The organism is Bacillus sp. T33-2, from assembly GCF_002860205.1.
GTDB lineage: Bacteria > Bacillota > Bacilli > Bacillales > Cytobacillaceae > T33-2.
The window spans coordinates 73,551-85,859 of sequence record NZ_PGVB01000005.1; the positions used below are offsets into that span (position 1 = coordinate 73,551).

General features: G+C 43.4%; 16 protein-coding genes. 9 read left to right on the forward strand and 7 right to left on the reverse strand.

The genetic code is table 11. From position 1 onward, the window contains the following. The first annotated feature begins 361 nt into the window (after nt 1-361). Together pflB and pflA are read left to right on the forward strand one after the other, a co-directional pair. Nucleotides 362-2,587 carry a formate C-acetyltransferase gene (gene pflB, locus CVD19_RS03895; RefSeq protein ID WP_101580567.1) on the forward strand — a complete coding sequence of 742 codons (2,226 nt, stop codon included), beginning with the start codon at nt 362-364 and terminating at the stop codon, nt 2,585-2,587. 163 nt (nt 2,588-2,750) lie between these two features. Beyond that, complete coding sequence (gene pflA, locus CVD19_RS03900; protein ID WP_101580568.1) at nt 2,751-3,491, forward strand: pyruvate formate-lyase-activating protein; 741 nt, start codon at nt 2,751-2,753, stop codon at nt 3,489-3,491. Between the two features lie 63 nt (nt 3,492-3,554). On the opposite strand, the gene CVD19_RS03905 is transcribed toward pflA, so the two are convergent. Continuing rightward, nucleotides 3,555-4,121, reverse strand: a complete 567-nt coding sequence (locus CVD19_RS03905; RefSeq protein WP_308314851.1) for an RrF2 family transcriptional regulator — start codon at nt 4,119-4,121, stop codon at nt 3,555-3,557. A 66-nt stretch (nt 4,122-4,187) separates the two neighbouring features. Here CVD19_RS03905 and CVD19_RS03910 point away from each other — a divergent pair, with 66 nt between their 5' ends. The 3 genes from CVD19_RS03910 (at nt 4,188) to CVD19_RS03920 (ending at nt 6,949) form a co-directional block, all read left to right on the forward strand. Continuing rightward, entirely contained in the window at nt 4,188-5,084 is an 897-nt protein-coding gene (locus tag CVD19_RS03910) for a sulfite exporter TauE/SafE family protein (RefSeq protein WP_101580569.1), read from the forward strand. 111 nt (nt 5,085-5,195) lie between these two features. Further along, nucleotides 5,196-6,269 (forward strand): hypothetical protein, encoded by a 1,074-nt coding sequence (locus CVD19_RS03915; RefSeq protein WP_180953501.1) that lies wholly within the window; start codon nt 5,196-5,198, stop codon nt 6,267-6,269. A gap of 131 nt (nt 6,270-6,400) precedes the next feature. Beyond that, nucleotides 6,401-6,949, forward strand: coding sequence for a biotin transporter BioY (locus CVD19_RS03920; protein ID WP_374702866.1), 549 nt, complete (start codon nt 6,401-6,403; stop codon nt 6,947-6,949). 82 nt (nt 6,950-7,031) lie between these two features. Here the strand turns inward: CVD19_RS03920 and CVD19_RS03925 are convergent, their stop codons facing one another. Next, entirely contained in the window at nt 7,032-7,349 is a 318-nt protein-coding gene (locus tag CVD19_RS03925; RefSeq protein ID WP_101580571.1) for a hypothetical protein, read from the reverse strand. Further along, on the reverse strand, nt 7,303-7,476 hold the full coding sequence (locus CVD19_RS24530) for a hypothetical protein (RefSeq protein WP_180953502.1): 174 nt from the start codon (nt 7,474-7,476) through the stop codon (nt 7,303-7,305). Before CVD19_RS24530 ends, CVD19_RS03925 begins: the two co-directional genes overlap by 47 nt. Before the next feature lie 121 nt (nt 7,477-7,597). Between CVD19_RS24530 and CVD19_RS03930 the strand changes: the two genes are divergently transcribed. From CVD19_RS03930 to abc-f, 4 genes are all read left to right on the forward strand, one after another. Further along, on the forward strand, nt 7,598-7,885 hold the full coding sequence (locus CVD19_RS03930; RefSeq protein WP_101580572.1) for a hypothetical protein: 288 nt from the start codon (nt 7,598-7,600) through the stop codon (nt 7,883-7,885). Between the two features lie 18 nt (nt 7,886-7,903). Further along, nucleotides 7,904-8,137 carry a hypothetical protein gene (locus tag CVD19_RS25810; RefSeq protein WP_374702863.1) on the forward strand — a complete coding sequence of 78 codons (234 nt, stop codon included), beginning with the start codon at nt 7,904-7,906 and terminating at the stop codon, nt 8,135-8,137. 18 nt (nt 8,138-8,155) lie between these two features. Beyond that, nucleotides 8,156-8,683 (forward strand): membrane protein insertase YidC, encoded by a 528-nt coding sequence (gene yidC, locus CVD19_RS03935; RefSeq protein WP_374702864.1) that lies wholly within the window; start codon nt 8,156-8,158, stop codon nt 8,681-8,683. A gap of 410 nt (nt 8,684-9,093) precedes the next feature. Then, nucleotides 9,094-10,818: a ribosomal protection-like ABC-F family protein gene (gene abc-f / locus CVD19_RS03940; RefSeq protein WP_101580573.1), complete on the forward strand. Its 1,725-nt coding sequence runs from the start codon at nt 9,094-9,096 to the stop codon at nt 10,816-10,818. Between the two features lie 57 nt (nt 10,819-10,875). Here abc-f and CVD19_RS03945 read toward each other — a convergent pair whose 3' ends face one another. From CVD19_RS03945 to CVD19_RS03960, 4 genes are all read right to left on the reverse strand, one after another. Continuing rightward, nucleotides 10,876-11,238, reverse strand: coding sequence for a fluoride efflux transporter FluC (locus tag CVD19_RS03945; protein WP_101580574.1), 363 nt, complete (start codon nt 11,236-11,238; stop codon nt 10,876-10,878). Further along, complete coding sequence (gene crcB / locus CVD19_RS03950; protein ID WP_257985027.1) at nt 11,232-11,630, reverse strand: fluoride efflux transporter CrcB; 399 nt, start codon at nt 11,628-11,630, stop codon at nt 11,232-11,234. The genes CVD19_RS03945 and crcB overlap by 7 nt, the downstream gene beginning before the upstream one ends. 88 nt (nt 11,631-11,718) lie before the next feature. After that, a complete protein-coding gene (locus CVD19_RS03955) occupies nt 11,719-11,922 on the reverse strand; it encodes a DUF6501 family protein (RefSeq protein WP_101580576.1) in 204 nt (67 codons plus the stop codon). A 74-nt stretch (nt 11,923-11,996) separates the two neighbouring features. Beyond that, nucleotides 11,997-12,197, reverse strand: coding sequence for a hypothetical protein (locus CVD19_RS03960; RefSeq protein WP_101580577.1), 201 nt, complete (start codon nt 12,195-12,197; stop codon nt 11,997-11,999). Between the last annotated feature and the right edge of the window lie 112 nt (nt 12,198-12,309).

Sequence of the window (12,309 nt, forward strand, 5' to 3'; positions counted from 1 at the left end):
TTAATCTTCATTGCTTTGTTTAACACATTAACCAGGGGATTACCCGACCTTGCCCGAATTCACAAAATCTTCAAAACCAGTTCGTCATAGTGATAATTTCGTTTGCTATAATTTTAATTAATCCAGGGTGGCAAACGGGAATCATTTTATATAACAGAACAAAAAATAACCCAGTTAATTATAGTACAGTTTTTTTAGCCGCCCCTAATCTTTTAGTTGTTACCGTTTAAAACAATCGTAAATAAAAGGTTTTTATTTTTGTTCATTGTTTCACAAATTTGTCACACCGAAACTGTTTCAATGGTAGTATGATGAAATTGTGGTAACTGTTGTATTAAATCAATTTTAGAGGTGAACGAAGATGGAACAATGGAAAGGATTCCAGGCTGGAACATGGCAGAAAGAAATCAATGTCCGGGATTTCATTTTAAACAACTTTGCCCAATACAATGGGGATGACAGCTTTCTTGAAGGAGCAACAGAAGCTACAAACGCCCTTTGGAAGCAGGTAATGGACCTGACAAAACAAGAACGCGATAATGGCGGCGTGCTGGATATGGACACAAAAACAGTCTCCACGATTACTTCGCATGGCCCGGGCTACCTGGACAAAGAAAAAGAAACAATCGTCGGTGTCCAGACTGATAAACCATTCAAACGCTCAATGCAGCCGTTTGGCGGAATCCGGATGGCCAAAGCGTCCCTGGAATCATATGGATATGAACTCGACAAAGAAGTAGAAAAAATCTTCACCGAGTTCCGCAAGACCCACAACCAGGGTGTTTTCGACGCTTATACAAAAGAAATGATCCTTGCACGTAAAGCAGGTATCATCACCGGCCTTCCTGATGCATACGGACGCGGCAGGATTATCGGCGACTACCGCCGGGTCGCGCTTTATGGTGTAGATTTCCTGATGGAAGAAAAGAAGAAAGACCATGGCTCAACCAGCAAGGTTATGACTGAAGACACCATTCGCCTGAGGGAAGAAATCTCCGAGCAGTACCGTGCTTTGAATGAATTGAAGAAACTTGCGGAAAGCTATGGATTTGACATTTCAAGACCGGCCGCCAATGCAAGAGAAGCATTCCAGTGGGTGTACATCGCCTACCTCGCTGCCATCAAAGAACAGAACGGCGCAGCGATGAGCCTTGGAAGAGTGTCAACTTTCCTTGATATATACATCGAGCGTGACCTGCAGGACGGCACACTGACTGAAACAGAGGCACAGGAACTGGTTGACCACTTTGTCATGAAGCTCCGCCTTGTCAAGTTTGCAAGAACGCCTGATTACAATGAACTGTTCAGCGGGGATCCTACCTGGGTGACTGAGGCCATTGGCGGTGTGGCACATGACGGCCGTGCCCTTGTAACAAAGAACTCTTTCCGCTTCCTTCATACACTTGACAATCTTGGACCTGCACCTGAACCAAACCTGACTGTGTTATGGTCAACAGCACTTCCGGAAAACTTCAAGAAATACTGTGCGAAAATGTCGATCAAAACCAGCTCCATCCAATACGAAAATGATGACATCATGCGCCCTGAATGGGGAGATGACTATGGCATTGCCTGCTGCGTATCAGCAATGGAAATCGGAAAGCAAATGCAATTCTTCGGTGCGCGTGCGAACCTGGCCAAAGCACTATTGTATGCCATCAACGGAGGCGTCGATGAAAAACTGAAAATCCAGGTTGGGCCTGAATACCGCCCTATAACTTCCGAGATCCTTGACTACGAAGAAGTAATGGCCAGCTTCGACAACATGATGGAATGGCTTTCCGGGCTTTACATCAACACTTTGAACGTTATTCATTACATGCATGACAAATACAGCTACGAACGTATCGAAATGGCACTCCATGATACAGAAATCCTGCGCACAATGGCTACCGGAATTGCCGGACTAAGCGTGGTCGCGGACTCCCTGAGCGCCATTAAATACGGAACTGTGAAAGTAATCCGTTATGAAAATGGCCTGGCCGTTGACTTTGAGACTGAAGGAGATTTCCCTAAATACGGAAACAATGATGACCGTGTGGACAGCATTGCCGTCGATGTAATGCAAAGGTTTATGAAAAAGCTTCGCAAGCATCCGACATACCGCAATTCCCTGCACACCATGTCAATATTGACCATTACTTCAAACGTAGTTTACGGCAAGAAGACAGGAAATACTCCTGACGGACGGCGCGCTGGTGAACCATTTGCCCCAGGCGCCAACCCAATGCACGGCCGTGATACAAAAGGAACGCTTGCTTCCCTTTCATCAGTGGCAAAGCTTCCATACAGCTACGCGTTGGATGGAATTTCCAACACCTTCTCTATCGTTCCAAAGGCCCTTGGAAAAGACGATGGCAGCAGGATCCAGAACCTGGTATCCATACTTGATGGCTATGCGGTCAAAGCCGGACACCATCTAAACGTAAACGTGTTTAACAGGGAAACATTGATGCACGCAATGGAACATCCTGAAGAATATCCACAGCTGACCATCCGCGTTTCCGGATACGCAGTAAACTTTATCAAACTGACCCGCGAACAGCAGATGGATGTAATCAACAGGACATTCCATGAGACTATGTAATTTGAAAAGCGGGCGCATTCATGCCGAAACGCCGGCTAAGTGCTTTGAGACGATGTTATGACTTCTGGTTGTGCAGCCTGAAGTTCACAAATCAAACTTTCTGGAGCTTCTCCCCTTCCCATCTGGCGGGAAGCTCCGTTTCATTTTGAAGGGAGAAATCACCATGACCGGAAACATTCATTCTATCGAAACATTTGGCACAGTTGACGGACCGGGTATCCGCTATGTGGTATTTACCCAGGGGTGCCTGCTCTGCTGCCAGTTCTGCCACAATGCAGACACTTGGGAAATCGGTACCGGAAAGAAAATGGAAGTTTCCGAGATCATCGATGATTTAAAAAGCTATCTTCCTTTCATTGAAGCTTCTGGAGGCGGGATTACTGTGAGCGGCGGCGAACCGCTTTTACAGATTCCATTTTTAATAGAATTATTCAAGGAATGCAAAAAGCTCGGAATCCACACAACAATCGACTCTTCAGGAGGATGCTACTCAACCAATGCCCATTTCCAGGAACAGTTACAAGAATTAATCGAATACACCGATCTTGTCCTGCTTGACTTAAAGCATATCAACCGGAAAAAGCATATCAAGCTGACAGGCATGCCAAATGACCACATCCTTGAATTTGCGAGGTTCCTGTCCGCCCGGGGCGTTCCTGTTTGGGTCCGGCACGTTCTTGTACCAGGTGTGACTGACGAACTCGAAGACTTGACAATGCTTGGTGAATTTATTGGCAGCCTAAAAAATGTGGCCAAAGTGGAGGTGCTCCCCTACCACAAACTAGGTGTGTACAAATGGGAAGCACTCGGCCTTGACTACCCGCTTAAAGATGTCGAGCCGCCCGGCGAACAGCAGGCAGAGTTTGCATTACAGCTGCTGACAGCACAAGATGCATTGATATGACCGTTGAGTGTACAAAAAACTGATTAAAGAAGCAGAGCCGAATTTGTAATGGCTCTGCTTTTTCTATATACTCCCTTGCTTTGACAGATTTCCTTCAATTAAGTCTTCTAAAGTAGTATTATCCAACAAGTCCGCAACAGTGTCCCGGACAAGTGCCCACAAAGGCTTTAACAGGCAATTCTTATTTTCCAGGGGGCACGGTTCATAGGCCCTGATGCTGACACAGCCCATTGGTGCAAGCGGGCCTTCAATATTTCTGATGACTTCGCCTATAACAATATCACCTCTGTTTTTCGCCAGTTTATATCCTCCGTTGACACCCCGTTTACTTTGAACATAGCCATTCCTCTTAAGCAGTAAAAGAATCTGCTCCAGATAATTGACGGGCACAAGTGTACTCTCTGCTATATCAAAGGTTTGCATAATGCTATCTGGATTTCGGCCTAAACAAATCAAGGCCCTCAACGCGTATTCTCCCTTGCTCGAAACCTTCATTCCCTCCACTCCGTTCATTTCCAAAATACTTATCCAAAACCAATTTACCAGGTAACCGCCCATATATGCCCCGGACAAAGAAACAATTCCGCTCATCCCCATATGATGATTTTGAAAGTCGACTAGAACAATCAACTTTCGGCTCTTATGAAAGGGTCTTGTTAAATTATATTCCGGCTGCCTGGAATAAGGAGTGAAATTATGAGAAAGCTTATCGTTTTGGCGATTATCGGCCTTGTGGCCCAGTTGGTTGACGGTTCTTTGGGTATGGCCTATGGCGTTACATCCAGTTCATTATTATTATTGTTCGGTATTGCCCCAGCAGTGGCTTCAGCGTCGGTCCACATGGCTGAAGTCGTCACTACAGCCGCTTCGGGAGTATCACATATAAGGTTTGGAAACGTGGACAAAAGCTTAGTAAAAAAGCTGATCGTGCCGGGCTCAATTGGTGCGTTTATAGGTGCAGTATTTCTGGGAAGCATCCCTGGCGACTTGATTAAGCCTTATGTATCATTTTTCTTGCTTGGACTTGGCTGTTTTGTAATTTATCGTTTTCTCTTTAGAGCAAACAATGTCCAGCCTGACACCAGGAAAGCCAAAATCAATAAAAAATTCTATATTCCACTCGGATTTATCGCCGGCTTTTTTGATGCAACTGGTGGTGGAGGCTGGGGGCCAATCACAACACCAGTCCTTCTTTCAAAGAATAAAATGGAAACACGGAGAGTAATCGGGACAGTGGATACAAGCGAGTTCGCCATTGCTGTTTCTGCAACCGTCGGATTCCTGTTCTCCATAGGATGGGGCCAAATCCACTGGCAGTGGGTTATTGCCCTGATGATTGGCGGGATTATCGCCGCACCAATTGCAGCCTGGCTGGTAAAAATTATCCCGTCGCACATGCTCGGCATATTGGTCGGCGGAATGATCGTCATGACAAATGTAAGAACCCTGTTGAACACTGCGGAATTTTCACCGTCTGCCACCATGATGACATATGCAGCCTTATTCGTTCTATGGGTGATTGGCATCTTTTATACCGCGAGGAATATTAGAAAACTTAAAAACTGTAAACAGGCATCGCAAATTGAACTATGACTATAAAGGAATAAAGCAGGAAAGTTAACAGCTACCTGCTTTTTTTAATAAACTATTTCCAAAATGGTTTACACATTTATAATAAAGATAACTAGATAAGGTGGTGGCACTATGACTATAGCCTTAAAAAATAGGAAACTTTTATGGTTTTTGGGTCTTGTTTGTTTAATAGCCGGCTCCAATTATGCATTATACCGATGGCCTGCGATGCAGCCTTTGCCAGATGGCGTGGTACTGGGATCTTTTGCCGATTTCCTTGTAGTGATTCCTTTGATGGCCTATTTATTGGTGATCCGCAAAAAATATTCTCTTAAATATATGGGTATCGTCATCCTCGCCGGTTACGCTGCGGCCTATTTAATCATTCCAGCAGAGCATTTTCAGCAGTATTCGTTTGTCCCATGGATAATCGCTGCCTCAGAGGGATTATTGTTGCTGGTGGAACTATATATACTTTTCAAATTGCTGGCCGGCTTGCCTAAATTAGTTCGTGACTATCGTACTTTCAGCAATGGCAGTTCCTATTTCATGCTTGACCTGAGGGCTGCCGTTAAGAAACGCTATCCCGGCAACAAGATGCTGATGGTGTTCCTGTCCGAGTTTTCAATGTTCTATTACGCCCTGTTTTCATGGAGGAAAAAGCCGTACCATGCCCTTGGCCAAATGTTTACATACCACCAGAAAACAAGTGCGGTAGCTGTATATGTGATGCTGATACACGCAACCATCCTTGAATCAGTCGGATTGCATTATCTTCTGCACCACTGGAATATATGGATATCCTATATCCTGCTTGGTTTAAATGTGTATGGTGTCATATATTTTGTTGCCGAAATCCAGGCGACGAGGCTTTCCCCGTTCCTTTTCACCGAGGACTCCCTCGTGCTGCAGGTTGGGCTGTCCAAAAGCATGGTGCTCCCTCTGGACAAAATCAAGACTGTGAAATTCTATGATGGAGCTGAAAAATTCTCAAAAGAAGAGCAAAAGACCCTGTTCGATGCGAGGCATATCGATTTTATCCAGGAAAAACCGATGTTTGATATCGAGCTTGTAACCCCTGAAAGCATCCATCTATTATTTGGGATGCAGCAAAGCGCCACACGGATTGTTCTCAGTGTTGACAACCAGCATGATTTTTACGAAGCTCTTACAAACGCACTAAAAAAGGAAAGCAGCAAATCATAGCTGCTTTTTCTTTTTGATTGACAAATATTTCTGTAAATATTACTGTTTAAATGTCAACCATAAATAAATTTAGGTTAACATTAACAAAGGGGAGAAATAATGTGAACAAAGAACAAGTAAAACTTAGAATGATGATTTTGACAGCCCTGTTTGCAGCAGTCATTGGCATTTTGGCCCAGCTAACTATACCGCTGCCGCTTGTGCCGATCACAGGGCAGACATTGGCAATCGGGCTGGCCGCTACGATTCTCGGCTCACGCTATGGAACACTCTCGGTTATTTTGTACATACTGATCGGAGCAGCAGGGGTGCCTGTTTACGCGGAACTCTCTGGGGGCGTTTCCAAATTGGTGGGCCCGACAGGCGGGTACTTGGTTGGATTTATTCCTACTGCATTTTTTATCGGATGGTATATGGAAAAAACTGCTTTTAGTTTCAAAAACGCAATGATTGCCAACACAGTTGGTATGCTGATCACCCTTGTGTTCGGGACAGCCTGGTTAAAAATTGCTGCTGATATGTCATGGACCGCAGCTTTTGCAGGCGGGTTTTACCCGTTCTTGATCGTAGGGCTGATTAAAGCAGCATTGGCATCATGGATTGGAATTTTAGTCCGGGATAGACTGATCAGCGCCAATCTATTGACAGCAGTCCGTACGCAGTTTACCAAATCTGCGTGACAAACAAGAATTGCAAGGATCATGGAAGCCACTCCATGGTCCTTCTTTAAAAACTTGGAAGAGCTCATATCGACAGTTCATCTCATAGACTCGCGATTGATTTCCTGTACTCCGGTTCACAGTAGATGCAGACATCTTCATCATAATCATCGGTGTTAACATCTGCTTCATTATACACAATGCCGCATAGGCTGCAGATTACCATTTCATCACTTTCATCTTCTGCTGCTCCTGGAATCGCGTCATTCACTGTCAGTCCCTCGATCCAAATTCCATTGACATTCGACATTTCTTGTTCAAGGAACGTTTTTGCCGCCTCTTCTGTTTCCCATACACCCATATCCCAGAGCATTTCATTGGCGGTTCCTGAATTTATCATTAACCCATATACTTTCTTCATGGTTGCTTCCCCTTTCAAGGCTGCCTTCGTCCAGCCACATCAGCTTTTTTTCTATTGCGGTGTTTGTACTACTGATAGCCGCTTTTTGTTTTTTTGAAACCATCACTGTCGCATGCGCGACAAACAATAATGAAGCCTTCTTGTTTTTAGCTTCGTATAACAGTCTGTAATTAATCCGCCTGGTTCATTGCTTATTATTCTTGCTTTTAATATACTCTTACTATCGATTTAATTTTGAGGTGGACATATTGCTTGAAATTTACGCTCAATCCTTTGATTTTGCTGCAATCTATACCGTTTATTTCACAATCCTGATAAGCGTCTCCTTACAGGGCATATGGATAATGACTGCTGAGTCGGCGGTCTTGCAATCATATATCGGAAGGATCCCTTTTCACCTTCCCTCATCTGAAACCATCCGTAAATATAACACTGAAATCGGCTTGAAGCTGTTTCTGGTCATCCTCCGAACGGTGAGGAAAAAATTAGATCCAGGCGAGGATGCTTTTTCATTTTCTTCCAACTTTTTAAATTAACTATATTAGGAGGAAAAAATGAAAAAGAGCAGGATTTTTGGATTGGGGATTTTTTTTCTTATAGGAGCTATCCTTCTTTCTGGATGCCAGCAGCAGGGGAATGAACCTTCATTCTTTCAAAGTACTTTTGTAGAGCCATTAGCCGGCCTGATACACTTATTTGCCGAGCTGACCGGAGGAAGCTTTGGGCTGGCCATTATAATGATAACTTTCTTGATCAGGGTAGTGGTCATGCCGTTGATGCTCAAGTAATACAAAAATCAACAGGTAATGAAAGAGAAAATGGATTTGATCAAACCTGAAATGGATGAAATCCAAACAAAGCTTAAGGCCACAAAGGATATTGCCCAGCAGCAAAATCTTCAGCAGGAGATGTTTGCTTTATACAAAAAGCATGGCTTTAACCCTCTATCGATGGGATGCCTACCTGTGCTTATCCAAATGCCCGTTTTAATGGGGCTGTTCTACGCAATAAGGGACTCCGCGGAAATAGCTGCCCACTCCTTCCTTTGGTTTAGTCTGGGGCAGCCTGATTTATTGATCACTGCGGCAGCCGGAATTGTATATTACTTTCAATTTAAAGTCAGCCAGGCCAATCTCCCGGCCGCACAGCAGCAACAAATGAAATTTATGGACTTATTGTCTCCGCTGATGATCGTTATGTTTTCCTTTAACGCTCCTGCGGCCCTTCCTTTATACTGGACAGCAGGCGGATTATTTTTGATTGTCCAGACGATCCTTGCAAGGAAAATATATAAACCCTCAGTCAACGCAGCAACACATAATCAGGAAGCATAACCATTAAAGGCAGGGAAAACTGCCCGGTGTTTTATTTACATTTCCATCCGCGATTAATGTTGACAGGAAATATTACCCTGATATACTGATATTATCTAAATGTGAAGGGAATGGTAAAGGGCCGATGAAGAACTAATCTTATTTTTCTGACCGACTTTTCGAATAGCGAAAAACGAGTTGCCTGGAAAATAGGATTAGTCTGCCCTTTTGTCATCCATTATGATTTATGCGTACAACTAAATTGCGTTGTGCTGGTAACATGCCAGACGACGTCGTTTTGTGATACTTTAAATCTATATGTTTGTGCGTGCAGAACCTCTCCGGGGCAACTTTCGGGGAGGTTTTTTCAATGGATAAAACATGTCATCCTCTAACTTAATAACAACTAACAATCAAGAGGTGATATTTTTATGGCCATCATGAAAATAAGAGATGTTCAGAAAAATTTCGGTGACAAATGCGTGCTCAAGCATGCAACTTTCGAAATAAACCGCCGGAGCCGAATTGGTCTCGTTGGCAACAATGGCACTGGTAAAACCACATTGGCCAGTATTATTTACGGAAGCGTCAGTCCGGATAAAGGATCAGTGGAAGTGTTTGAGGGTCCCGTTAAAATTGGATTTTTAATGCAATCAACAGAGTACACTGTCAATGACTATTACGATATGATCTACTCAGCAGAAAAGGAATTGTTTGAAGAAGCAAGCCAGCTCGGTTTGGCCAGGATTGCCGAGTGGGATGAAGAAAGATTTTCACACTTGAGCGGAGGCGAGAAGTTAAAACTGTCGCTTGCGAAAATCTGGGCATCAAAGCCAGACCTCCTCATTCTAGATGAACCGACGAATCATCTTGATTTAAAAGGCATGGAATGGCTGGTCAACGAGATGGCAAGCTTTTCTGGTGCTATCATAGTCATTTCGCATGACCGCCATTTTTTGGACAGGACAGTCCAGCAAATTGTCGAACTGGAAGATGGTACAACCAGGATTTATAACGGTAACTATACCTTCTACAGGCTGGAAAAAGAACGTCAGTATAACAGCCAGCTTCACAACTATGAAATACAGAAAAAACACAAGGAACGTATTGAACAACAAATAACCAATCTCAAAAATTGGTCTGAAAAAGCCCATATCCAGTCAACAAAGCAAGGTTCGGCATCTGAGCGAAGGCAAATCGGGTTCAAAGAATATCATCGCGTAAAAGCAAAAAAAATGGATAACCAAATAAAGTCAAAATTAAAACGGCTTGACGCAGAATTAGAAAAGAACAGAATAGAGAAACCAAACGAACAACAGAAAGTGAACTTCCAGTTTGAGAAAAACGAAAAACGCGGCCGCAGGATCATCGAGGTACAAAATCTTGATAAATGCTTTGGCAAAAGACAACTGTTTCGAGGCAGCGATTTTTATATTAACCACGGTGAAAGAATCGGCATTGTCGGTGACAACGGAAGTGGAAAAACGACATTGCTGAAGATTTTGCAGGGTGTGGAACCCGTAACAAAAGGCAAGGTTTGGATGAGCGAATCACTGAAAATGGGATATTTAAGCCAGGATGTAACTGACTTGGACTCAAAACAGACCATTCTTGAACACACTGGGCTCATAGAATTAAGCGATATAAACGATGCACGTACTATTTTTGCCGGAATTGGATTGTCCGGGGACAAAGTCAACCAAAAAATCGAAACATTAAGCCTTGGGGAAAGAACTCGGGCAAAGCTGGCGGCCATGCTTCTGCGAAAGGTTGATCTGCTTATTTTGGATGAACCGACCAACCATTTAGATCTTGGCAGCAGGGAAAGCTTCGAGAAAATGCTCACGGATTTTTCCGGATCCATACTGGCAGTATCACATGACCAGTATTTTCTTCAAAAAATCTGTGATAAGCTGTTAGTCCTGCAGGACAAAACAATCCGCCGGGTTGAAATGGGAATAAAAGAGTTTAAAGAACACAACAGTAGTTTGAACAGCAATGATTCAAGCAAAAACCAGCTACTCCTGATCCAGAACGAGATCACCGCATTAATTGGCCAGCTTTGCATGCTCGACAAAAACGATCCGGAGTATAAAAAAATTGACAACCGGCTTGATCAGTTAATGAAACAAAAAAAGCTGTTGACAGTTAATTAAAAATGTTGGTCGCCAAGCAGCCAAAAAGAAACAGTCATCCTGCTTCTTTTTGGCTACCTATTGTATTGCCCTGCCGATACAGATCCCGGTGAAAACAAGCAAAATGCCAAAACAGTATGTAAGCCCCAAATATAATAATGCTATTTTCGCACGTTTGCTCTGGTACATCTTTATTATGTCAACGTTCACTGTTGAAAAAGTAGTGAATGCACCCAAGAATCCCGTTACTGCAAGCAAATATGCATGTGCCTGGACCCCTATCCCGACAAGTACGCCAATCAGGAGCGAACCAAGAAGGTTAACGATCAGGGTCGCATAAGGAAATGAGCTCATACCAGCCTGCAAAAAACGCTTCTGGACATGAAAGCGGCTGACGGCGCCAGCAAACCCACCCAATGAAATCAGGAATACATTTAACATTTGACATTCTCCCCCCTCTTAATAGAGGCCCGCAGACCTGCCTTGTAACCAAGCGCTGCAAGAAAAACTCCCCCACCTGAACTTAACAGTACATAAATCAAGGCTACCGCATATTTCCCGCTTTCAAACAGCAGTACCGATTCGAGGGCAAAGCTGGAAAATGTCGTAAAAGACCCAATCACACCTGTACCAATTCCTGCAACAAGCACCGGGTGTAGCCCCCTGTTTTCAAATAAATTTGAAGTGAGCCAGCCAAGCACATATGAACCTGCTAAATTGGCTGTTAGTGTTCCCATTGGAAATGCAGCAATAAAATATTCACCCGAAATGGCCGATAGAAAATAGCGCAACAGGCTGCCAATAATCCCTCCGAAGCCAACACCGATATACATCAATAGTCTCTACCTTCCCTTGTGCTGATGTTTTAGTCAAAAATGCAAAAAGGCTGTCAGCTCAGCGAGGAGCTTGCAGCCTTTTGCGTTATGCTTCGGTAAAATATTCTTTGTAATAGCCGCCAACTTTGCCGGAGTTATCAATGATAAAGTAAAACTCTTCAGTCTCATTTTTTACTTCGTACTCTTTTCCTGCGGTAAGCTTATTATTGACGATATATTTTTTTGCATCTGTGTGAATGCATTTGACGTTTTTTACGGTCTTCCGCTCGTACCATTGCAGATGGATCAATTCCGGGCCCCTCCATAAACTATTTTTATATAAGTATAATTAAAAGATCACGTGTTAGCAAATTCTATGGGAGGCTACCATGCATTGGCTGCACAGATTTCTTGAACCCCATCGATTTCAGACTGGTCAAAAGTGAACATTTCCCCTGTGAGGACATTTTTTAAAGTGACATAACAAACATCACAGACCATATCCATCCTGATGAACTGCAAGAATGAAAAGCATTTGTTTTTATAAGTAAATTTATAAAACATATTATCTCTAAATATATTCACAATGGTCCCCTCTTTCCCCGAATAATTTGCTGCATCCTGGCTTTTTTATTTACCACATTCAAAGCATGTATTAAACATTCATCCATGCTGTACCAGGAACAAAGGTATTAGG